General features: G+C 71.3%; 20 protein-coding genes and 1 pseudogene. 16 read left to right on the forward strand and 5 right to left on the reverse strand.

Translation table 11 applies throughout. The features are described from left to right. Positions 1-138: 138 nt before the first annotated feature. Positions 139-528: a halocin C8-like domain-containing protein gene (locus tag DV701_RS19305; protein WP_407669357.1), complete on the forward strand. Its 390-nt coding sequence runs from the start codon at positions 139-141 to the stop codon at positions 526-528. Between the two features lie 377 nt (positions 529-905). On the opposite strand, the gene DV701_RS00285 is transcribed toward DV701_RS19305, so the two are convergent. Beyond that, positions 906-2,189 carry an ISL3 family transposase gene (locus DV701_RS00285; protein WP_114926597.1) on the reverse strand — a complete coding sequence of 428 codons (1,284 nt, stop codon included), beginning with the start codon at positions 2,187-2,189 and terminating at the stop codon, positions 906-908. A gap of 558 nt (positions 2,190-2,747) precedes the next feature. Here DV701_RS00285 and DV701_RS00290 point away from each other — a divergent pair. Then, positions 2,748-4,034: an IS256 family transposase gene (locus DV701_RS00290; protein WP_114926598.1), complete on the forward strand. Its 1,287-nt coding sequence runs from the start codon at positions 2,748-2,750 to the stop codon at positions 4,032-4,034. A gap of 25 nt (positions 4,035-4,059) precedes the next feature. Here the strand turns inward: DV701_RS00290 and DV701_RS00295 are convergent, their stop codons facing one another. After that, a complete protein-coding gene (locus DV701_RS00295; protein WP_162802737.1) occupies positions 4,060-4,563 on the reverse strand; it encodes an EscU/YscU/HrcU family type III secretion system export apparatus switch protein in 504 nt (167 codons plus the stop codon). Positions 4,564-4,670: 107 nt separating this feature from the next. On the opposite strand from DV701_RS00295, the gene DV701_RS00300 reads away from it, so the two are divergent. The 4 genes and pseudogenes from DV701_RS00300 to DV701_RS00310 all read left to right on the forward strand — a co-directional run bounded on the left by DV701_RS00300 (position 4,671) and on the right by DV701_RS00310 (position 8,939). Continuing rightward, on the forward strand, positions 4,671-5,570 hold the full coding sequence (locus tag DV701_RS00300) for a sensor histidine kinase (RefSeq protein WP_114926600.1): 900 nt from the start codon (positions 4,671-4,673) through the stop codon (positions 5,568-5,570). A gap of 20 nt (positions 5,571-5,590) precedes the next feature. Next, positions 5,591-5,788 carry a sensor histidine kinase gene (locus DV701_RS18075; RefSeq protein ID WP_162802738.1) on the forward strand — a complete coding sequence of 66 codons (198 nt, stop codon included), beginning with the start codon at positions 5,591-5,593 and terminating at the stop codon, positions 5,786-5,788. Next, a pseudogene (locus DV701_RS00305) lies at positions 5,773-6,477 on the forward strand (response regulator). Before DV701_RS18075 ends, DV701_RS00305 begins: the two are co-directional and overlap by 16 nt. A 314-nt stretch (positions 6,478-6,791) precedes the next feature. Next, positions 6,792-8,939 carry a DEAD/DEAH box helicase gene (locus tag DV701_RS00310; protein ID WP_114926601.1) on the forward strand — a complete coding sequence of 716 codons (2,148 nt, stop codon included), beginning with the start codon at positions 6,792-6,794 and terminating at the stop codon, positions 8,937-8,939. Between the two features lie 69 nt (positions 8,940-9,008). Here DV701_RS00310 and trxA read toward each other — a convergent pair whose 3' ends face one another. Next, positions 9,009-9,380 carry a thioredoxin gene (trxA, locus tag DV701_RS00315; protein ID WP_114926602.1) on the reverse strand — a complete coding sequence of 124 codons (372 nt, stop codon included), beginning with the start codon at positions 9,378-9,380 and terminating at the stop codon, positions 9,009-9,011. Positions 9,381-9,484: 104 nt separating this feature from the next. On the opposite strand from trxA, the gene DV701_RS00320 reads away from it, so the two are divergent. From DV701_RS00320 to DV701_RS00360, 8 genes are all read left to right on the forward strand, one after another. After that, complete coding sequence (locus DV701_RS00320; protein WP_114926603.1) at positions 9,485-10,900, forward strand: NAD-dependent malic enzyme; 1,416 nt, start codon at positions 9,485-9,487, stop codon at positions 10,898-10,900. Between the two features lie 41 nt (positions 10,901-10,941). Beyond that, a complete protein-coding gene (locus DV701_RS00325) occupies positions 10,942-11,328 on the forward strand; it encodes a VanZ family protein (protein WP_114926604.1) in 387 nt (128 codons plus the stop codon). A 7-nt stretch (positions 11,329-11,335) separates the two neighbouring features. Beyond that, positions 11,336-11,917, forward strand: a complete 582-nt coding sequence (locus DV701_RS00330; RefSeq protein ID WP_114926605.1) for a YqgE/AlgH family protein — start codon at positions 11,336-11,338, stop codon at positions 11,915-11,917. A gap of 49 nt (positions 11,918-11,966) precedes the next feature. Then, positions 11,967-12,308 (forward strand): DUF3039 domain-containing protein, encoded by a 342-nt coding sequence (locus DV701_RS00335; RefSeq protein WP_228255292.1) that lies wholly within the window; start codon positions 11,967-11,969, stop codon positions 12,306-12,308. Positions 12,309-12,386: 78 nt separating this feature from the next. Next, complete coding sequence (locus DV701_RS00340) at positions 12,387-14,138, forward strand: DEAD/DEAH box helicase (protein ID WP_114926607.1); 1,752 nt, start codon at positions 12,387-12,389, stop codon at positions 14,136-14,138. Positions 14,139-14,176: 38 nt separating this feature from the next. Then, positions 14,177-14,833 (forward strand): IclR family transcriptional regulator, encoded by a 657-nt coding sequence (locus DV701_RS00345; protein ID WP_114926608.1) that lies wholly within the window; start codon positions 14,177-14,179, stop codon positions 14,831-14,833. 60 nt (positions 14,834-14,893) lie between these two features. After that, complete coding sequence (locus DV701_RS00350; protein WP_228255126.1) at positions 14,894-16,609, forward strand: ABC1 kinase family protein; 1,716 nt, start codon at positions 14,894-14,896, stop codon at positions 16,607-16,609. Between the two features lie 10 nt (positions 16,610-16,619). Further along, positions 16,620-17,894, forward strand: a complete 1,275-nt coding sequence (locus tag DV701_RS00360; protein WP_228255127.1) for a glycoside hydrolase family 3 N-terminal domain-containing protein — start codon at positions 16,620-16,622, stop codon at positions 17,892-17,894. A gap of 48 nt (positions 17,895-17,942) precedes the next feature. On the opposite strand, the gene DV701_RS00365 is transcribed toward DV701_RS00360, so the two are convergent. Beyond that, positions 17,943-18,434 (reverse strand): Lrp/AsnC family transcriptional regulator, encoded by a 492-nt coding sequence (locus DV701_RS00365; RefSeq protein ID WP_114926610.1) that lies wholly within the window; start codon positions 18,432-18,434, stop codon positions 17,943-17,945. Positions 18,435-18,542: 108 nt separating this feature from the next. Here DV701_RS00365 and hppD point away from each other — a divergent pair, with 108 nt between their 5' ends. Both hppD and DV701_RS00375 read left to right on the forward strand, forming a co-directional pair. Then, positions 18,543-19,763, forward strand: a complete 1,221-nt coding sequence (gene hppD / locus DV701_RS00370) for a 4-hydroxyphenylpyruvate dioxygenase (RefSeq protein WP_114926611.1) — start codon at positions 18,543-18,545, stop codon at positions 19,761-19,763. A 187-nt stretch (positions 19,764-19,950) separates the two neighbouring features. After that, positions 19,951-20,826 (forward strand): RDD family protein, encoded by an 876-nt coding sequence (locus DV701_RS00375; RefSeq protein ID WP_114930475.1) that lies wholly within the window; start codon positions 19,951-19,953, stop codon positions 20,824-20,826. Between the two features lie 21 nt (positions 20,827-20,847). Here the strand turns inward: DV701_RS00375 and DV701_RS00380 are convergent, their stop codons facing one another. Further along, positions 20,848-21,420, reverse strand: coding sequence for an isochorismatase family protein (locus DV701_RS00380; protein ID WP_114926612.1), 573 nt, complete (start codon positions 21,418-21,420; stop codon positions 20,848-20,850). Position 21,421: the final 1 nt, after the last annotated feature.

The raw sequence follows: 21,421 nt of genomic DNA on the forward strand, positions 1-21,421 counted from the left end.
TATCGGTTCGATTGGGCAAGCGCCGAAGCTCTCAGCACCGACGCATACGCCTGGGTCCACGTTGGAGCAACTCATGGTCGGGCACAAGGAGTCTATGTCCGAGCCCTGGTGGATGTGACCAGAGGACGGATTGCTTTCGTGCAACACACCACCTTCAAGAAGCGTGGTTTAGACCGCCTCGTCGAAATCCGCTTTGGCGAAAGTGAGATTGCATGGACTGGCGTCCTTGATCCGGAAGGGAATCTCCGCCCGGCAAAGGGGTCCGAAGACCCCAAGGTCCTACTTGAGCAGAACCCTGCCACGGCAGGCCTGAATACCACTACGCCAACTACAGGCTTCTCAACGTTGGGGTGGTGCGAGGACGTAATCAGCAATGTATGCCAAATCTCGGCCGGTCTCGATAGCGCTATTGCTTGTGCTATGCTCGGGAGCCTTACTGGCCCATGGACGGGGCTGGGCTGCGGCGTAGTCTTGGTCCTGATCTCTTGGTGGGGTTGCCGTAGGGCAACAAGGATCATTTGCGGTTGATCACATGGAAGGAGATGCCGTGAACAGACGACGGTGGCCACTCCACTATGTTCTAGAGTGGTCCACTGCTGGTGTCGCATTAGGTGGGCTTCTGATCGTTGCGATCGCCCTCATTGCCGACAGGCCGGACTTTCTGCTCTCCGGAATTCGGTTCGCAGGAGTGGGGCTGGTTGGATTCGTCGTTGCCAAGATCGCGAATTACAGTCACCGCAAGGAGCAGGGACCGTCGCACCCATCCTGAGTTAATAGCGTTTTCTAGTTTGCCTGAATAGCCATTGCGATTTGTGCCTCTCTCCCTGAGTTCCGCAGCTAATCGGTGATCTGGGGCACGGCCAGAGGTAAACGGGGTCTTCAACTTTGAGCGTGGTGCCGGGTGTTCACGCCGCGATCGGTCGGGGCGCGTAGCCAATGATGCGGCATCGGTAGTTGTCATGGTTGCGGTACCCACGTCCGACTCTCTTGATCGTCTTGGCGGTCAGGTTCGCCGCCTCGGTGCGCGCGTTCGTGACCCTGCTGCGGCAGAAGGTGAGCAGCTCGCGCCGCCACGCTCGCAGGGTGCGCATGAGGCTGGCCGGCTCGGGCAGTCGGGTGGCGCGCACGGCGCTGGCCAGGCGCGCCCAGTGCCGCTGGAAGGAGGCGGTGTCCCGGGCGGCGAGGAGCTGGCGCACGTGCTCCTTGATGCCCCAGGCCACGGCCAGCTCGATGTCCTGGGCGAGGATCTCCTGCAGCCTGGACCGTTGCCGGAGGGTCAGCCGGTCGCCGGCGCAGGTGAGCAGCTTGCGGTACTTCCACGGTGTGTCGGTGGCGCGGCCGCGGCGCTCGTGCAGCTCCCAGACCCGGCGGCGGCGGACCTTGGTGCCCATGTCGTTGGCCAGCCGGACCACGTGCCAGTGGTCCACGCTCACCTTCGCCCTGGGCAGCGCCGTGCGGACGCCGGCGCGGAACTCGCTGCTCATGTCGAGGGCGACGATCTGCACACGCTTGCGCCACCACCGCGGCCTCGCCGCCAACCACTTCCGCACGGTCGCACCACGACGGCCGTCGACCACATCCAGGATGGAGCCGTCGTCCAGGTCGGTGAACACGATGGACCACGGCTCGACCCGCTTCACCGCGTGGGAGTCGGGGTCGCGCAGGTAGCGCACGGTCCGGAACCGGTGCTCGTCGATCCCCAGGTGCGCCACGTGCCGACGGTCGACACCGCTGTCCAGGTCCAAGGTGCTCGTGAGCATCCGCATCACCGTCGGCCAGGCCAGGGCGACCTCGTCGGCGACGCGAGAGACGGCGCGCGGCTCGGCACGACACGCGGTGATCACCTGCTCGGTCAGGCGGGTCGTCACCCGTGCCCGGCTTGGTAGCTGGTCGGTCTCCTCGGTGAAGGAGCGCCGAGGACATAGTTCTTCGATGCAGGCGTAGCGGCGTTTTCGGACGACGTCCAGTCGCTCACCGCCGCAGGGCACGTCCTTGACGTGCTGCAGGGGCCGGGCCTGCACCCGGCAGGAGAACACCCCGCACGCCGGGCACGCGCCCTCGCAGGTGATCGTCTCCACGATCACCTGCCTGGGTCGGTCGCCGACAGCAGGGCTGGCCGAGACGACCCGGTAGCCGGGCAGGTTGAACAGGATCGACGCCGCATCGACGTCGAACGTAGGCTTGTGCACGCTCGCGGTCCTCGCTCTCTGGGATGTCTTGACAACACCCATGCTGGCGCAGGGCCGCGAGCCCTACGTCAGGGCCCCACCACGCTCAAAGTTGAAGAGCCGCCATCGGTCCCTGCGACCGCCCGCACGATGTCGGCCAGAGCGGTTCACATGAACGCTCCAGCCGGACCTGGTCGGGCGCGTCGTCGGGACGGTTCGCGCCCTCCTGCCGCGAGTCGCTCCTGGGCGTCGAAGCCGTGCCAAGCAGGAGCGGCCATCACCAGCCCCGTCCGTTCTCTGGCGGTGCGGAGGAAACGTGGTGGTCGAAGGGCAGGCGTGGTGGTGTGGGCCTCGACCCGAAGCGTCGCGGTCAGGGAGAAGGTCGATGCGGGGACCTGCTCATCGGTGGTGTCTGCGGATGGTCAGGGCGACGCCTGCCCAGACGAGCAATGATCAGAACCTGTGGATGGCCCTCGGCGGGGTGACGTGCAAGTGGCGTACCTCCCGAGCAAGATCTGAAAGCCCATAGAAGTTCTGATCGGGGTCGGCGTTGGCGCGCCGGCTCGGGAAGGTACGCCCATGCTCAAGGTAGTCCAGGAGAGCATCGAGTCCAACGTCGACGCGACCGCTGGGGGTGGGTCGCTGCTGGATGAGATCGTCCGTGACGGTGCTCGGCAGATGCTCGCCGCGGCGTTGCAGGCCGAGGTCGCCGCCTACGTCGAGCGGTACGCCGAGGAGGTCGATGAGCACGGCCACCGGCTCGTGGTCCGCAACGGCTACCACCAACCGCGGGAGGTGAGCACCGCCGCTGGTGCGGTCCCGGTGCGCCAGCCGCGGGTCAACGACCGGCGGGTGGATGAGGCCACCGGTGAGCGCAAGCGGTTCGCCTCGGCGATTCTGCCCGCGTGGGCCCGCAAGAGCCCGCAGCTGGCCGAGGTGCTGCCGTTGCTGTACCTGCACGGCCTGTCCTCCAGCGACTTCGCCCCGGCGCTGACCCAGTTCCTCGGCACCGCCTCGGGGCTGTCGGCCAAGACGATCACCCGGCTGACCGAGCAGTGGCAAGCCGAGGCCGCCGCGTTCAACAAGCGGTCGCTGGCCGGCACCGACTACGTGTACGTGTGGGTCGACGGGATCCACCTCAAGGTCCGCCTGACCCAGGACAAGGTCTGCCTGCTGGTCATGGTCGGCGTCCGCGCCGACGGCACCAAGGAGCTCGTCGCGCTCGAGGACGGGCACCGCGAGTCCACCGAGTCCTGGGCCGACCTGCTGCGCTCGTGCAAGCGCCGCGGCATGGCCGCCCCGGTCCTGGCGGTCGGTGACGGGGCGCTGGGGTTCTGGCGTGCGCTGCGCGACGTCTTCCCCGAGACCGCTGAGCAGCGGTGCTGGTGGCACAAGATCGGCAACGTGCTCGCCGCGCTGCCCAAGTCGGTGCACAAGGACGCCAAGGCGGCGCTGGCCGAGATCTACCAGGCGCAGGACCGCGAACACGCCCAGGCCGCGGCGCAGGCGTTCGCGGCCGCCTACGGGACCAAGTGGCCCAAGGCGGCCGCGAAGATCACCGACGACCTCGACGTCCTGCTCGCGTTCTACGACTTCCCGGACGAGCACTGGGTGCACCTGCGCACGACCAACCCCATCGAGTCAACCTTCGCCACCGTCCGGCTCCGTCAGCGGGTCACCAAGGGCCCCGGCTCGCGCGCCGCGGGCATCGCCATGGCGTTCAAGCTCATCGAGTCCGCGCAACGACGCTGGCGCGCGGTCAACGCCCCCCACCTCGTGGCCCTCGTCCGCGCCGGCGCCACCTTCGAGAAGGGCAAGCTCGTAGAACGACCCGAGGAATCAGGAGACCACCAACACGTCGCGTGACACGCCGATCCACAGGTCTTGACAATTACTCTGCCCAGACGGCGGTCATGAGGAATCCGTTGTAGGGCATCACGAGCATGATCGGCAGGAAGAGGGCGACGGCCGCTCCGGTCCACCATGGCCACACCCGTCGGGTGCCGAGCACACCGGCCGCGATCATGCCGACGAAGATCGGCACGACTGCCAGGACGAAGAGCCATCCGGGTGGTTCGACGCCCACGAGCGGCACGGCGAGCATGGTGGCGCCGCCGATGGTCAGACCGATGGGGGCCAGCAGCCAGAGCAGGCGCCGCCACCCGCCGACAGGGGTGAGTGCCATGAGGCAGAGGGCGCCGGCGAGGAAGGCCAGCCCGGTCGTGACTTCGGAGGCGGCGCCGGCGCCACGGGTGTGGTCGGCGGGCGTGGCCGGGTCGCCCACCAGTCCGACGACGCCGGTTCCAAGCAGGCACAGCGCCGCCGCGGCTGCGGCGCCTCGCGCAAGAGGGAGGCGGGTGGTGGTCGCGGTGCGAGGCTGAAGGGTGACTGTCATGGGTCAACGGTGCGGGGGCTGCGCGTCGGCCGCCTCCCTCCTACGGCCCTGACACCTCTCTCTCGCGGCAGAGGTCCGGGGGACGTGTTGCTACTACGATCGGCCGCATGTCCGGGCGCACGGCCCTCTGGCGACGCGATCTCCTCCTCGCGGCGGGGGTGACGGCTGTGGCCGAGCTCGAGCTCGTGCTGGTCACGCTCGGTTCGGGAGTGCCGGCCGGTGCCGTGCTGGCCACCCTGGTCACCCTTCCTGCCTTGACCTTGCGCCGTGTCAGGCCACTGCTCGCCGCCGCCGTGGCGGCGCTCGGCTTCGCCCTGGCGATGAGCACCGGTGAGCAGGTGGGCGTCGCTACGCCTTTCCTGGCGTTGTTGTTCCTGCTGGCCTCGCTCGGGTGGTATGCGGCCCTTCGGCCCGGACTTGCCGGGACGGGACTGGTCCTCGCGGGCGGGCTCGGCCCGCAGCTGGCGACCCGGTCGACGACCGCAGCCGACGCCGTCGTCAACTCGGTGCTGATCCTCGGCACGTGGGCCGTGGCGCATGCACTGCGCCGGACCACGGACCGCCGCGTCTGCGCAGAGCTGGCCGCTGACCGCGCCGCGCACCAAGCGGTCGTGGCCGAACGCGCTCGGATCGCTCGGGACCTGCACGACTCCATGGCGCACGCACTCACCCTCATCACGCTGCAGGCCGGCGGCGCCCGCGAGCGCGCGACCGAACCTGTGACCCGCGACCTGCTCAGCGGCCTGGAGACCACAGCACGCGGGGCACTGGACGACCTGCACCGGCTCCTGCGGCTCGGGGGGAACGTGGGTGACGAGGCGCTCGGCGTGGCCGCCCTGCCTGACCTCGTCACCACGGTCGGTAGCCCTGACCTCGACGTCCGTCTTCAGGTCGACCTCCCCGAGGCGGTCCCGGCGACCGTGTCCACGACGATCTATCGCGTCGTGCAGGAGGGACTCACGACGTCGTCCGGCACAGCGAGGCCACGTGCGCGCGTGTCGAGGTGAAGCAGGAGCGGCCAGGCAGGGTGCTGATCGTCGTTGAGAACAACGGTCGTGCACGTGCCTCGCAGGTGCAAGGATCGGGGACCGGCCTGGGCGGGCTCCAGGAACGGGTCGGGCTCCTCGGTGGAGTGGTCCAGTACGGCCCGCGCGGCGACGAGGCCGGCGGCGATGTTGACGAGGGTTGGCGGGTGGAGGCACGCATCCCATGGGCGATGAGGTGAACCTGGTGCGGCTGATCGTGGCCGACGACGAACCGCTCGTGCGACAGGGCCTGCGGCTCGTCCTCGAGCGTCACCCAGGGATCGTGGTCCTCGCTGAGGCCGAAGACGGCGTGCAGGCGTTCGCCCTGGTCCGAGAACACCGCCCAGACCTGGTGCTGCTGGACGTGCGTATGCCGCGCCTGGACGGCATCGGCGCCGCACGCCGCATCATGGCTGACCCGGCCCTGCGAGCTACGCGCACGCTCATCCTCACCACCTTCGCCGACGACGAGCTGCTGCTGGACGCCGTGCGCGCGGGGGCGTGCGGCTACCTGCTCAAGAGCATGCCACCAGAGGACATCCGAGCCGCTGTGCGATCCGCCTCCTCCGGCCAGACGGCGGTCGCTCCGGCACTGGTCGACCGGCTCCTGCGCGAGCAGGCACGACGTCGCGTCCCGCACTCGAAGCTCCTGGACCGGCTCACCCCTCGGGAGACGCAGGTGTTGCGGCAAGTCGCAGCCGGCCGGTCCAACGGCGAGATCGCCGCCGCGCTCTAGCTGGGCGAGGGCACGGTCAAGACGCACGTCGCCTCGCTGCTGCGAAAGCTGCAGGTGCGCGACCGCACACAAGCAGCGATCGCCGCCTACCAGCTCGGTCTCGTCTCTCCCGGCGGAACCTCTGAGGCCCCCCCGCACCTGGGCACTGACTGAAGCATCCGGGCCCCTGGGGCTGCTGCACGGATGGGTATGACGGGCGCCTGGAGAAACCGCGCACCTCGACACGGGGTGAGCGCGTGCCGAGCGTGCTCGCCGAGCGGCAAAGGCGCGGTACGCTGGGGGAGTCCCAGCTGGAGTCGTCGCGGCGGGACAGGTCCGAGGCGTCGATCTCGTCGAGATCCGCTGGACTGCTGGCCCCCGGGGACGCCTGCAGCACAGGCCGCCCGGACGTCCATCGCCCGGTCGCGGGCGCGGGGCGGGCCCGGCCCCTGGCCGGTGCATGACCGATCTCTGCCGAGGAGGACTTCGTGGCTCGAGGAGCCCAGCGTCACAGGGGTGCACGTTCGCGCCCGCAGCGGCGACCGCGCCATGACAACGACGGCATCATCCCGGTGCTCGCCAAGGTCGTCCGCGAGGTCGAGTCCGCGGTCCAGCACGGTCGCGCCTCGTCGTCGACCCGGACCAGCTTCCAGGTGGTGGCCCTCCTCATGCGCGAGGAACGTGCCAGGGTCAGGGCGGAGGAAGCGACGCCCGCGGCCCGGCGTGCCGAGGAGCTCAAGCGCCTCGACGGCATCGCCACCATCCTCGCGACGACGGCCGCGCGTGACACCACCCTGCTCGGGCTGCTCGGTGAGGACGCCGTCATCTCCGAGCGCGCACGGTCCCTGCGCCGCGAGCTGCTCGAGGCGGCGGGCATCGAGGTGCCGGACGAGCCGGACGAGCTGGCCGGACCGGTCGGGCGGTCCACGCCGGAGGAGACCCCCGGAGCCGAGGAGCGCGGCGTGGTGCCACAGTCGGTGGCCTCGCGGCAGCTGGCCAACCCGTTCCTTCCACCGGACTACTCCGTCGCCGCCAAGCGCACCGCCAAGCCTCGCCGGCTCGCCGGTTGGGAGCTCATCCAGCCGCTGCTGAGGGCTTTCGAGGACGGTGGCGCGCTGTCGTGCATGGACCTGCCGTCACCGGCGACCACGCGCGTCGTCGGCGGGCGTGAGCTCATGCCGCACCAGGCCGGCCTGGTCGCCGCCGCGGCGGCGGGCCACCGGACGTTCCTGCTCGCCGACGAGCCGGGCCTGGGCAAGACGGCACAGGCGCTGCTCGCCGCGCAGGTGGCGGACGCCTACCCGTTGCTCGTCGTCGTACCCAACGTCGTGAAGAGGAACTGGGCGCACGAGGCGGAGCTGTGGACACCGGACCACCCCGCGACGGTGGTCTACGGCGACGGCGACACGATCGACGGCTTCGCCGACATCATCATCGTCAACTACGAGGTGCTCGACCGGCACGTGGGCTGGCTGCGGGAACTGGGTCTGCGCGGGATGGTCGTCGACGAGGCGCACTACATCAAGAACAGGAAGTCGCAGCGGTCCCAGCACGTGCTGCAGCTCTCCGAGCGCATCCGCGCGCGGACCGCCGAGCCGCTGCTGATGGCGCTCACCGGCACACCGCTGATCAACGACATCGAGGACTTCACGGCGATCTGGCAGTTCCTGGGCTGGATCGACGAGAGCAAGCCCGTGGGCGAGCTGATGGCGGCGCTGGAGGAGATCGGCCTGACGCCGGGCGACCGCGGCTTCTCCGCCGCGGCCCGTGCCGCCGTCGTCGACCGCGGCATCGTCCGACGACGCAAGGTCGACGTGGCGGCCGACCTGCCCGCCCGGCGGGTGGCCGACGTCCCCGTCGAGATCGACGGCGAGGCCGGCCGGTCCATCCGGGCCGCGGAGCAGCGGCTCGCCCGTCGTCTCCTCGCGCGCTACGAGCGCGCTCTGGAGCTGCGCGACGTCGTGGAGGGCGAGGGTGTCGACCACGCCCTCGTGCGCCAGGTGGCGGCGCGGGAACGGGCGAACAAGACCGCGAAGTCCTCGGAGGAGAACGTCTTCGGCGTGATGCGGCGCATCGGCCAGGCCAAGGCCGGTCTCGCCGCCGACTACGCCGCCCAGCTCGCCCGCAGCGCCGGCAAGGTCGTCTTCTTCGCCAAGCACATCGACGTCATGGACGCGGCCGAGGAGACCTTCACCAGGCGGGGCATCCGCTTCGCCTCCATCCGGGGCGGCCAGACGTCCTCGGTCCGGCAGAAGAACATCGAGGCGTTCACCGGGGATCCGGACGTCGCCGTCGCCGTGTGCTCGTTGACGGCCGCCGGCGTGGGCATCAACCTCCAGGTCGCCTCCAACATGGTGCTCGCGGAGCTGTCCTGGACGGACGCCGAGCAGACCCAGGCCATCGACCGTGTCCACCGCATCGGCCAGGACGAGCCGGTCACCGCGTGGCGGATCGTCGCCGCACGCACCCTCGACACCAGGATCGCCGAGCTCATCGACAGCAAGGCCGGGCTGGCCGCCCGGGCGCTCGACGGGGCCGACGAGGACGTCGCCGACTCCTCCGACGTGCAGCTCGAGGCGCTCGTCACGCTGCTCGAGGACGCCCTGGAGGAGAGGGTCAGCAGCCGGGCCTCCTGACCCCTCCCACGACGAGGCCCCCACCTGCTCGCGCAGGTGGGGGCCGACCTCGTGGGTGACCGGCTCGGCTCAGGCCTGCTGGGTCTGCTGCTCGGCCATCCTGGCGCGCACGTCGTCCATGTCCAGGTTCTTGACCTGGTCGATCACGGACTCGAGGTCGCGCGCGGGGAGGGCGCCGGCCTGACGGAAGACGAGGACGCCGTCCTTGAAGGCCATGATCGTCGGGATCGAGGTGATCTGCGCACCGGCGGCGAGGGCCTGCTGGGCCTCGGTGTCCACCTTGGCGAAGACGACGTCCTCGTGCGTCCCGGCGGCCTTCTCGTAGACCGGGGCGAACATCTTGCAGGGGCCGCACCAGTCGGCCCACCAGTCGACCAGCACGATGTCGTTGCCGGTGACGGTCTCCTCGAAGGTGTCGGTGGTCAGGTTCACGGTGCTCATGCCGGCGTCAACGCGCCCCGGTGCGGATCTCTTCCGTGATCCGGGCCACGCCCGGGCGACCACCTGCCTCGGCGACGCGCACGGCATACCGGAGAATGGGGCGCATGAGCCCCGCGCCGTCCGTGTCCAACTCCATCACCGTGCGCCTCGAGCTGCCCGCCCGGGTGACCGCCGTCAGCGAGATCACCACCGCGGTGGCCGACGTGGGGGGAATGGTGACGGCGGTCGACATCAGCGAGTCGGGCACCGAGCGCCTCCAGGCCGACCTGACCATCGCCACCTCCGGCACCGACCACGCCGCCGAGGTGGTCGAGGCGATCAGCACGGTGGACGGCGTGGAGATCGGCCGCGTCAGCGACCGCACCTTCCTGGCTCACCTGGGCGGCAAGCTCGAGGTCAAGTCACGGTTGCCGATCCGCAACCGTGACGACCTGTCGCTGGTCTACACCCCGGGCGTGGCCAAGATCTGCCAGGCCATCGCCGAGAACCCGGCGGACGCGCGCAGCCTGACGATCAAGCGCAACACCGTCGCGGTCGTCACCGACGGCACCGCCGTCCTCGGGCTGGGCAACATCGGCCCGCTCGCGGCCCTGCCGGTGATGGAGGGCAAGGCCGCGCTGTTCAAGCGGTTCGCCGACATCGACGCCTTCCCGATCTGCCTCGACGCCCACGACGCCGACGAGATCGTGCGCATCGTCAAGGCGCTGGCACCGGGGTTCGCGGGCATCAACCTGGAGGACATCTCGGCCCCGCGCTGCTTCTACATCGAGGCCCGGCTGCGGGAGGAGCTGGACATCCCGGTCTTCCACGACGACCAGCACGGGACCGCGATCGTCGCGCTCGCAGCGCTGAAGAACGCGCTGCGCGTGGTCGGCAAGGAGCTGGACGACGTCAAGATCGTCATGTCAGGGGCAGGCGCGGCCGGGTCGGCGATCATCCGGCTCCTGCTCAAGGCCGGGGCGCGCGACCTCGTCGTCGCGGACGTCGACGGCATCATCCACGCGCGGCGTCCGGACGTGGCCAGCGGCGCCAACGGCAACCTCGCGTGGATCGCGAGCCAGACCAACCTCGCCCTGGAGACCGGCTCGCTCAAGGACGCGCTCGTGGGCGCCGACGTCTTCATCGGCGTCTCCGCCGGCAACATCCTGACCGGCGAGGACGTCGCTCAGATGAACGAGGACGCGATCGTCTTCGCGATGGCCAACCCGGTCCCCGAGGTCGACCCGGTCGAGGCCGGGCGGCACGCGACCGTGGTCGCCACGGGGCGCAGCGACTTCGCCAACCAGATCAACAACGTGCTGGTCTTCCCCGGCGTCTTCCGCGGGCTGCTGGACGCCCAGAGCGGTCACGTCGACGACGACATGCTCCTGGCCGCGGCCTCGGCCCTGGCGGACGTGGTGCACGCCGATGAGCTCAACCCCACCTACATCATCCCCAGCGTCTTCAACCCCGAGGCGACCAAGGCGGTGGCCAGGGCGGTGGAGGCCGCCGCGCGTGCTGCGCAGGAGAAGACCCTCTGACCGGCCGAGGAGCGTCACCGGGCACGGACCCTCCGGAGGCGGTGGAGGGGGACGGCGGCACGCTGCGCCTGCTCGGCTGGCTCGCGCTCGTCGTGGCGGTGGTCCTGCAGGTGGCAGGCCTCTACTCCCAGGGCACCCCGCAGCCGGGCGGCGTCCCGGGGCTGGACAAGGTCGCCCACCTCGTGGCGTTCGCCGTGCCGGCCGCGCTGGCGAGGCTCCTCGGTGTCCGGTGGGTCCTGGTGGCGCTGGTCGCCCACGCCCTCGTCAGCGAGCCGCTCCAGCACCAGGTCGCGCCGCACCGTCAGCTGGACGCGCTCGACACCGTGGCCGACCTCGTGGGGATCGGGGCCGGGTGGTTGTTCGGTGGCGCGCTCGTGTCCCGGTCCAGGGCACGTCCCGTGGCGCGCTCCCGAGACGGTCGGTCATGATGGGTGGATGACGGATCACGGCGGAGGGCGGGACGGCGACGTGACCGGACGGCTGCTCGTCGCGACGCCGCTGACCGGCGACGTCTTCGAGCGCTCCGTGGTCCTCGTCCTGCATCACGACGAGGACGGCGCCCACGGCCTGGTCCTCAACCGGCCGCTGGACGCCGCGGTCAGCGTGGTGCTGCCCGACTGGCAGCCGTTCGTCACCGCACCCGGGGTGCTCTTCCAGGGAGGACCGGTCGGCAAGGACACGGCGATGGGGCTGGTCAGCGTGCCCGGGCACGGCAAGGAGGACTCCCCGCTCGGCACCCAGCTCCTCTTCGGCGGCCTCGGGCTGGTCGACCTCGATGCCCCCGCCCCGCTCGTGGTGCCCGAGCTGGCCGCCTTCCGCATCTTCGTGGGCTACGCCGGCTGGTCCGCGGGCCAGCTGGACGCCGAGATCGCGCAGGGCGCCTGGTTCGTCCTGCCGCGCGAGCCGCGCGACCCCTTCCACGACGGCACCGACGACCTGTGGCGCGAGGTCCTCCTGCGCCAGCGCAGCAGCCTGTCGCTGGTGACGACCTGGACGGGCCACCCCGAGCGCAACTAGGTCCGGTCCCGCGCCGGCTGCCTACACTGGTGGTATGTCGATTGTCCGCATGTCCGACCAGCCGCTCGACGCACCGGAGGCTCCGGGCGACCCGCAGACCCAGACCGCGCTGCTCGAGCGCGAGGACACCCGGGTCGAGCACGACCTGTCTGAGCCGGGCGACCACGAGCGCTTCTCGCACTACGTGCGCAAGGAGAAGATCCTCGAGAGCGCGATGAGCGGCAACCCCGTCATCGCGCTGTGCGGCAAGGTCTGGGTGCCCGGACGCGACCCCCAGAAGTTCCCCGTCTGCCCGATGTGCAAGGAGATCTACGAGGGCCTGCGCGCCCCGCAGGACGGTGGCGACGGGGCTTCCGGAGGCCCCGGCCAGGGCGGCGGCGCACAGGACTGAGCCTCCCGGAGGGGCGGTGCGGCACGCCGGCCCGCCCGGGCGGGGAGGGTCGGCGGGGCGACCTACACTGGTCCGGCCATGTCGACGTCTGCTGCCTCCAACCTCTCACCCGCCTACCCGGAGCGCGCAGCCTGGGGGACCGCCGGAAAGCTGAGGGCCTGGCAGGCGTCCGCGCTGGAGCGCTACCTGACCGAGCGGCCGCGTGACTTCCTCGCGGTCGCCACGCCCGGCGCCGGGAAGACCACCTTCGCGCTGCGGGTGGCGACCGAGCTGCTCGACCGGGGTGAGGTGCAGCGGGTCACGGTCGTGGCGCCGACCGAGCACCTCAAGGTGCAGTGGGCCGACGCCGCGGCCAAGGTCGGCATCCGCATCGACCCCCGTTTCGTCAACGGCCAGGGTCGGCACGGCACGGACTTCGACGGCATCGCGGTGACCTACGCGGGCGTGGCGAGCAAGCCGCTGCTGCACCGGGCGCGCGCCGAGGCGGCCCGGACCCTGGTCATCCTCGACGAGGTCCACCACGGCGGCGACGCGCTGTCGTGGGGCGAGGCGGTCCGGGACGCCTTCGAGCCGGCCGCCCGCCGGCTGTCGCTGACCGGGACCCCGTTCCGCTCGGACACCGCGGCGATCCCGTTCGTCCGCTACGAGATGGACGAGGAGGGCGTCCTGCGCTCCTCGGCCGACTACACCTACGGGTATGCCGAGGCGCTGCGGGACGGGGTCGTGCGCCCCGTGCTCTTCCTCTCCTACGGCGGGACGATGCGCTGGCGCACCAGGGTCGGCGACGAGCTCGAGGCACGCCTGGGCGAGCAGCTGACCAAGGACGTGACCAAGCAGGCCTGGCGGACCGCGCTCGACCCGGCGGGGGACTGGGTGCCCAGCGTGCTGCGCGCGGCCGACAAGCGGCTGGCCGAGGTGCGCAGGCACGTGGAGGACGCCGGTGGCCTCGTCATCGCCTCCGACCAGGTCTCGGCACGGGCCTACGCCCGGCAGCTGCACGAGCTCACCGGGGAGGAGCCCACCGTGGTGCTCTCCGACGACGCGGGCGCCTCGAGCAGGATCGAGGAGTTCGCCGCCGGCACCTCGCGCTGGATGGTCGCGGTGCGGATGGTCTCCGAAGGTGTCGACGTGCCCCGCCTGTGCGTCGGCGTCTACGCGACCTCGACCTCGACGCCGCTCTTTTTCGCCCAGGCCGTCGGTCGCTTCGTGCGCGCCCGACGCCGCGGGGAGACCGCCTCGGTCTTCCTGCCCAACGTCGCGCTCCTGCTCGCCCACGCCGGATCGATGGAGGTCGAGCGTGACCACGCGCTCAACCGCAAGGCCGCCGACGAGGAGGACCAGCTGTGGTCCGAGGAGGACGGACTGCTCGCCGCGGCCAGCACCACGGAGTCCGCCTCGGGTGAGCTTGAGGGCAGCTACGAGGCGCTGGGCTCGGACGCGGAGTTCGACCACGTGCTCTTCGACGCCGAGCAGTTCGGCCTGGGCGGGATGCCCGGGTCGCAGGACGAGGAGGAGTTCCTCGGCCTCCCCGGGCTCCTCGAGCCCGACCAGGTCGCCCACGTCCTGCGGGAGCGGCAGAAGAAGCAGGTTCGCCGCGGAGGAGGCCGCGAGCGCGCCCAGGCCGTCTCGGCCCACCGGGCGCTGGCCGAGCACCGCAAGGAGCTCAACAAGCTGGTCTCCGCCTACGCCCAGAAGAAGGGCCAGCCGCACGCGGTCGTGCACGCCGAGCTGCGGCGCACCTGCGGCGGCCCCGAGCTGGCGACCGCGTCGTCGGAGCAGGTCCAGGCGCGCATCGAGCGCATCCGCAACTGGTTCGTCGGCCGGCGCTGAGCTGCACAGGCGGTGCGCCGCCCGGGTAACCTGCAGCGGTGGCTGCCCGACCGGAGACCGCGCAGACCCTGGACCGCGGACTGCTGGTCCTGCAGGCCCTGGGCGCCCCGAGGAACGTGCACGGCCTGAGCATGAGCGAGCTGGCCGAGCGGCTCGGTCTGGCGCGCACGGTGGTCTACCGGCTGGTGACCACGCTCGAGGCGCGAGGGTTCGTCAGTCGCGGCGAGGACGGCCGCGTCCGGCTGGGGCTGGGGGTGGCGCGGTTGCAGTATGCCGTCCGTCCCGTCCTGGTCGAGGTGGCGCGACCGGTGCTGCACGAGCTCGCGGAGCAGTCGGGGGCGACGGCGCACCTCACCCTCGCCGACGGCGAGCACGCCGTCGCGCTGCTCGTCGTGGAGCCGACCTGGACCGACTTCCACGTCGCCTACCGCGTCGGTAGCCGTCACCCGCTGGAGCGCGGCGCCGCCGGGAGAGCGATCCTCGAGGGTCGACGCGGCACGCTCGACGGCGCGACGACCACCACCGGGGAGCTGCAGCTCGGCGCTCACGGGGTGGCCGCCGCCGTGCCCGGCGTCCCCGGGCTGGAGGCGTCGGTCGGGGTGGTCACCATGGGCCCGCCCCCGCCGGTGGAGGAACTGGTGCTGGCCGCAGCTTTACGCCTGGGCCGTCTGCTGGCGGGGCCGGCGACCGGCTAGGATGACGCGCACCGCCTTACGCGAGCCCCGGGCCGGGGCGACCCCACGACGGAGGTCCGTGTGCCCCAGGACGCAGCCGGCTCGTTGAGCCGCTACGCCGACCTTGTCCGCCTGCTCCTGCGCTACGGCCGGTCCGACCTCGTCACCGGCAGCGGCCTGGGCGACGTCGAGCCCAGCACCGCGAGCGCAGGGGCGGGAGACCCGGCGACCGCCGAGGCGTTCGCCGCGGACCTGGAGCGCATGGGACCGACGTGGATCAAGCTCGGACAGCTGCTGTCGACCCGGCACGACCTGCTTCCGCCGGCCTACACCGAGGCGCTGACCCGCCTGCAGGACGATGTCGAGCCCTTCGACGGGGACGTCGCGGTGGCGATCGTCGAGGAGGAGCTCGGGGCGCAGCTGCGGCACCTCTTCTGCGAGTTCGACCGTGAGCCGATGGCCGCTGCCTCCCTCGGCCAGGTGCACAGGGCCCGGACCCGCAGCGGAAGGGACGTCGTCGTCAAGGTGCAGCGACCCGGGGTCCGGGAGACAGTGGCCCAGGACATGGAGGTGTTGACGCGGATCGCGGCGGCGGCCGACCGGCATACCGAGCTGGGGCGTCGCTACGGCACCACGGACCTGCTGCAGCAGTTCCGCCGCTCGCTGACCGGCGAGCTCGACTACGTCCAGGAGGCGCGCAACCTGGAGGCCTTCGGCGAGATGACCGAGGAGTACGACCACCTGTTCGTGCCCCGGCCGCTCCCGGACTACACGACCAGTCGCGTGCTCACCATGGAGCGGGTCGAGGGCCGCAAGGTGACCGACATCGGCGAGCTCGGGATGCTGTCGGTCGACGGGGAGGCCATCAGCGAGGAGCTCTTCCGGGCCTACCTGCGGATGATCCTGGACGAGGGTGTCCTGCACGCCGACCCGCATCCGGGCAACATGATCCTCACCGAGGACGGGCGCCTCGCGCTGATCGACCTCGGCATGGTCGCGAGCGTGCCGCGCCGCGTGCAGGACGCGGTCATCAAGCTGCTCCTGGCGATCTCCGACGGGGACGGCGAGGAGGCCGCGCGGGTGCTGGCCGAGATGGGGCACCCGCTGGAGGACCACGACGCCGCCCGGTTCCGCGACGACGTCAGCCACCTGGTCTCCGCCGCGGTCTCGGCCGGCGGCGACCTCGACGTGGGCGGGGTGATGGTGGAGCTCTCGCGTCTGTCCGGGGCCCACGGGCTGCGGCCACCGCCGGAGATGGCGATGATCGGCAAGGCCCTGCTCAACCTCGACCGGGCCACCAGGCACCTCGACCCTGACTTCACGCCCTCGCAGGCCGTCCGCGCCAACCTCGACCAGCTCCTGCGCAGGGGGCTGAGCACGAGTCCGGGGTCGCTCCTGGCCGGGGCGATGGAGGCCAAGGACTTCGCTGCACAGCTGCCGCGGCGGGCCAACCGCCTGCTCGACGCGCTCGGCGACGGCGAGCTCACCCTGAGGGTGGACGCGTTCGACGAGGAGCGACTGCTTCGGGTGGTCCAGCACCTGACGACCCGCCTCGTGGTGGGTCTGGTCCTGTCGGCCATCATCGTCGGCGCCGCACTGACGATGCGGGTGAAGAGCGACCTCACGCTCCTGGGCTACCCGGCGGTCTCCATCGTGTTCTTCCTCCTGGCCGCGGTCGGTGGGCTCATCCTGGTCGTCTCGGTCGTCTTCACCGATCGGCGGGACGCGCGCCGCCGCACTGACGATGCGGGAGCGGCGGGCGGCGACGGGTGGCCCCGAGCACCTGTGCACGCGTAGCGTCGTGCCCATGTCGAGGAGCCGTTCCGTCCTGCTCGCGGCCGTGCTGACCAGCGTGCTGTCGGCCGGCTGCACGATGGACCCGACCGAGCCCGCCCCGACGTCGACGGACGCCTCCGCCGCCACGACGGAGCCGGGGCAGACCCACGCCCCCGCGTCCTCCGCAGCCACCTCCACCTCCGCCCCGACCTCCAGCGCGCCAGCCTCGGCGAGCGCGCCGACCTCGGGCGCGCCCGGCTGCGTGGAGCAGGTCGCCGAGGAGCTCACGCCGGGCCAGCGGGCCGGCCAGCTGGTCATGGTCGCCCTCCAGGTCGGCAGCGCCCCGTCCAGCCTCGCCCCGGTCGTCCAGGACGGCCACGTCGGCAACATCCTCTACCTGGGCGGGTGGACGGGCAGCATCCAGGACATCGCCGCCGCGTCAGCCACCGTGCAGGCCCTGGCGACGCGGGACGCGACCGGCGGGATCGGCCTGCTGGTGGCGGCCGATCAGGAGGGCGGCGAGGTCCAGCAGCTGCGCGGCCCGGGGTTCTCGACCATTCCCACCGCCCTGGTCCAGGCCACCCTCGGTGCGGAGGAGCTGACGCGCGAGGCCACGGTCTGGGGAGAGCAGCTGGTCGCCGCCGGTATCAACCTCAACCTCGCGCCGGTCGCCGACGTCGTGCCCGCGGAGCTGGGCACGAGCAACGGCCCCGTCGGCCGGTGGGGCCGGGAGTACGGCCACGACCCGCAGACCGTCGCCGCCGGGATCGTCCCCTTCATCCACGGGATGCAGCAGGCCGGCGTCGCGACCTCCGTCAAGCACTTCCCCGGCATCGGCCGGATCACCGGGAACCCCGACTTCACCACCGACGGGCTGGTCGACGACGTGCTCACCGCGGACGACCCCTACCTCGACGCCTTCAGCGCCGGGATCGAGGCAGGCGCCAGCACGGTCATGGTCAGCTCGGCGCTCTACCCCAGGATCGACCCCGACCACCCGGCGATGTTCTCCCCGGCGATCATCGACGGGTTGCTGCGGCGGCAGCTGGGCTACGACGGCGTCGTCATCTCCGACGACGTCAACGCGGCCGCAGTCCGCGGCCTGACCGGGGTGCGGCCGGCGACCGACCTCGTGGCTGCCGGAGGAGACGTCGTGCTCACCGGTGACACCGCCTCCGGCGCCCGGATGGTCGAGCAGGTCGCCGACCTGGCCCGGACGGACCCCGCCTTCGCCGCCAAGGTGGACGCCTCGCTGCTCAGGGTCCTGGAGCTCAAGGACTCGCTGGGGCTCCTGCCCTGCAGCTGAGACCGGCCGGCAGGGCGCCCGGGGCCGGGCCCCAGCCGCACCCCCGGGCTACGTCGCTGGAGCCTGGGTCTGCTGAGCGCGCCCGAGCAGTGGTCGCGTGCGGTAGGCCACCCTCGTCGACAGGCAGATCACCGTGGAGGACCGCTCCACCAGCGGGTGTGCCACCACCTCGTCGATCACCCGCTGCAGGTCGGGGTTGTCGCGCGCGACGACCCGGATCATGAGGTCCCCGGAGCCGGTGATCGTGTGGGCCTCGAGCACCTCGGGTATGCCGCTCACGTGCGCCACCACAGGTCCGCCGCCGGTGCCCTGGCGGATCTCCAGGGTGCAGAAGGCCGTCACCGGATAGCCCAGGTGCGCCGGGTCCACCTGCGGGGCGAAGCTGCGGATCACCCCGCGGGCCACCAGCTTGTCCAGCCGGCTCTGCACGGTGCCGCGGGCCACGCCCAGCCGGCGCGAGGCGCCGAGCACCCCGACCGCAGGGTCCTCCTCGAGGAGTGCCAGGAGCCGGGCGTCCAGGTCGTCGATCACGGGGGCCATGGACAAAGTGTGCACTATCCGGCTGCTGAGCCAAGACAGTCTGCGCAGGCTGCTCACCGCCGGGGGGCGAGCTTGCGCCGCCTACCCCTCGAGGGACAGTCTCGGAGGATGACCGACACCGCCGTCCACCTCACCGACCAGGAGCGGGACGCCGAGCTCGAGCTCGACCAGCTCAAGCAGCTCGTCGGCCTCGTGCCCTACGACCAGACCACCGACGTCTTCCCCGTCACCGGCTGGGACGCCATCGTCTTCGCCGTCGGCAACGCCACCCAGGCCGCCCACTTCTACCAGTCGGCGTTCGGGATGGAGCTCGTGGGCTACTCCGGACCGGAGACCGGCAACCGCGACCACAAGGCCTACGTCCTCAAGAGCGGCTCCATCAAGTTCGTCCTCAAGGGCGGCGTCGACCCGGACAGCACGCTGCACGACCACGTGCGCCGGCACGGCGACGGCGTCGTCGACATCGCCCTCGAGGTGCCCGACGTGGACCGCTGCATCGAGCACGCCCGCTCCATCGGTGCGACCGTCCTGCAGGAGGCGGAGGACCTGGAGGACGAGCACGGCAAGGTCCGGGCGGCGGCGATCGCGACCTACGGAGAGACCCGCCACACCCTGGTCCAGCGCGAGGGGGAGGGCTACGGCTACAGCGGGCCCTACCTGCCCGGCTACGTCGCGAAGACCTCCGACTACGTCAAGCGCGACAGCGAGCCCAGGCGGCTCTTCCAGGCGCTGGACCACGTCGTCGGCAACGTCGAGCTCGGTCGGATGGACGAGTGGGTCGAGTTCTACAACAAGGTCATGGGCTTCGTGAACATGGCCGAGTTCATCGGCGACGACATCGCCACCGACTACTCGGCGCTGATGTCCAAGGTCGTGGCCAACGGCAACCACCGGGTGAAGTTCCCGCTCAACGAGCCGGCGGTGGCCAAGAAGAAGTCGCAGATCGACGAGTACCTCGAGTTCTACCGGGGCGCCGGCGCCCAGCACCTCGCCCTGGCCACCAACGACATCCTCGCCACCGTGGACCACATGCGCGCCAACGGCATCGAGTTCCTCGACACCCCGGACTCCTACTACGAGGACCCCGAGCTGCGCGAGCGGATCGGCCAGGTCCGGGTGCCCATCGAGGAGCTGCAGAAGCGGGGCATCCTGGTCGACCGCGACGAGGACGGCTACCTGTTGCAGATCTTCACCCGCAACGTCCAGGACCGCCCGACGGTCTTCTTCGAGCTCATCGAGCGGCACGGCTCGCTCGGCTTCGGGAAGGGCAACTTCAAGGCCCTCTTCGAGGCGATCGAGCGCGAGCAGGACAAGCGCGGCAACCTCTGAGGCCGGACCTCCCCTGACAGCGGGCGGCATCCCTCGACGACGAGGTGTGCCGCCCGCCTTCGGCGCGCGCACCGGTTCAGGATCCCCGCACGCCCGCGACGCGTCAGGCACGGGACGGGGGAGCCGAGGCAGACAGGATGCCGTGCACTGGTCGGGGACCTGGGTGGGACGTGCGAGAGTTGGGCCCATGAGTCAGCAAGCAGGGTGGTACGACGACCCGGAGAACGCAGACAACCTTCGCTACTGGGACGGGGTCCAGTGGACGGACCACAAGAGCCCCAAGCGCAAACCCGGCCTCGACCAGGCCGGGAAGGCCGCGCAGGCCGGCTGGGGCGCCGCGCCCGGCCAGCAGGGCCAGCAGAGCCAGGGCGGGCACGGGGGTGTGCACCAGGGCTACGGTCAGCAGGGTCACGGTCAGCAGGGCCACGGCCAGCAGGGCGGCCACGATCCCTCCAACCCCTACGCAGGCGGGACCCAACCGCCCTTCCAGGGGCAGCAGTGGCAGTCGATGCCCGGAGGCCATCAGCTCCAGGGCCTACCCGTCCCGACCACGCCCGACGGTCAGCCGCTGGCCGGCTGGTGGCACCGGGTCGCTGCCCGCATCATCGACGGGGTCATCATCCTCGCCGTCGGCCTCGCGCTGCTCCCCGTGCTGGCGCCCGGCTACTGGAGCGGGCTGATGGACTTCGCGATGTCGCAGGACGACCCCTTCGCGCCGCTGCCCGCCGACCTGGTCGCGCTGCAGCTGCGGTGGACCCTCGGGGTCGGGGTGCTCGGGCTGGCCTACGAGATCATCATGGTGACGATGGTCGGCGGCACCCTCGGCAAGCTGGCCACGGGGCTGCGCATCCGGCTGCGCGAGGAGCCGGGCAAGATCGGCTGGGTGCCCTCGCTGCTGCGCGCGCTGGTCTACCAGGGCGTGGGGATCGTCTCCCAGCTGAGCACCGTCCTGGGCTTCCTCGCGCTCTTCCCGGTGCTGGACGTGCTCTGGCCGCTGTGGGACTCCAAGAAGCAGGCCATCCACGACAAGGCGGCCAGGACCAACGTCGTGCGGAACCGCTGAGGACGACGCAGGCCCCGGGACTCAGGCCAGGGTGACGCCCGCCGCGCGCAGCTCCTCCAGCGCGGCCTGCGCGGTGTCCGGCGCGACCCCGGCGACCAGGTCGAGCAGCACGGTCGTGCCGAAGCCCTTCCGGACCGCGTCCAGGGCCGTGGCGCGCACGCAGTGGTCGGTGGCGATGCCGACGACGTCCACCTCGCGCACCTCCCGCTCGCGCAGCCACTCCGCCAGGCCGGTGCGCCGGCCGGGCTCCTCGGTCGCGCCCTCGAAACCGCTGTAGGCGGCCTCGTGCTCACCCTTGCGGAACACCGCCTGGACGTGTCCGAGGGCAGGAGCCAGCTCGGCGCGGAACGCCGCCCCCGGCGTGCCCGCCCGGCAGTGCACCGGCCAGGAGGTGCGGTAGTCCGGCTCCGCGGACCAGTGGTCGCCCGGGTCGATGTGCCAGTCGGCGGTCGCCACCACGGTCGAGTAGTCCTGCCCGTGGGCGCGCAGGTGCTCACCGACACCGGCGGCGACCGCGGTCCCGCCCTCGACGGCCAGCGCGCCGCCCTCGCAGAAGTCGTTCTGCACGTCGACGATGATCAGTGCCCGGCTCATG

This window comes from Ornithinimicrobium avium, assembly GCF_003351765.1.
GTDB lineage: Bacteria > Actinomycetota > Actinomycetes > Actinomycetales > Dermatophilaceae > Ornithinicoccus > Ornithinicoccus avius.

Excerpts from the sequence above, each read along its gene's own strand:
- DV701_RS00335 (WP_228255292.1), top strand. The coding sequence starts at position 11,967 with ATGTCCGACCAGCCGCTCGACGCACCGGAGGCTCCGGGCGACCCGCAG.
- DV701_RS00290 (WP_114926598.1), top strand. The coding sequence starts at position 2,748 with ATGCTCAAGGTAGTCCAGGAGAGCATCGAGTCCAACGTCGACGCGACC.
- DV701_RS00380 (WP_114926612.1), bottom strand. The coding sequence starts at position 21,420 with ATGAGCCGGGCACTGATCATCGTCGACGTGCAGAACGACTTCTGCGAG.
- hppD (WP_114926611.1), top strand. The coding sequence starts at position 18,543 with ATGACCGACACCGCCGTCCACCTCACCGACCAGGAGCGGGACGCCGAG.
- DV701_RS00375 (WP_114930475.1), top strand. The coding sequence starts at position 19,951 with ATGAGTCAGCAAGCAGGGTGGTACGACGACCCGGAGAACGCAGACAAC.
- trxA (WP_114926602.1), bottom strand. The coding sequence starts at position 9,380 with ATGAGCACCGTGAACCTGACCACCGACACCTTCGAGGAGACCGTCACC.
- DV701_RS00365 (WP_114926610.1), bottom strand. The coding sequence starts at position 18,434 with ATGGCCCCCGTGATCGACGACCTGGACGCCCGGCTCCTGGCACTCCTC.
- DV701_RS00340 (WP_114926607.1), top strand. The coding sequence starts at position 12,387 with ATGTCGACGTCTGCTGCCTCCAACCTCTCACCCGCCTACCCGGAGCGC.
- DV701_RS00320 (WP_114926603.1), top strand. The coding sequence starts at position 9,485 with ATGAGCCCCGCGCCGTCCGTGTCCAACTCCATCACCGTGCGCCTCGAG.
- DV701_RS00295 (WP_162802737.1), bottom strand. The coding sequence starts at position 4,563 with ATGACAGTCACCCTTCAGCCTCGCACCGCGACCACCACCCGCCTCCCT.
- DV701_RS00330 (WP_114926605.1), top strand. The coding sequence starts at position 11,336 with ATGACGGATCACGGCGGAGGGCGGGACGGCGACGTGACCGGACGGCTG.
- DV701_RS00300 (WP_114926600.1), top strand. The coding sequence starts at position 4,671 with ATGTCCGGGCGCACGGCCCTCTGGCGACGCGATCTCCTCCTCGCGGCG.
- DV701_RS00360 (WP_228255127.1), top strand. The coding sequence starts at position 16,620 with ATGTCGAGGAGCCGTTCCGTCCTGCTCGCGGCCGTGCTGACCAGCGTG.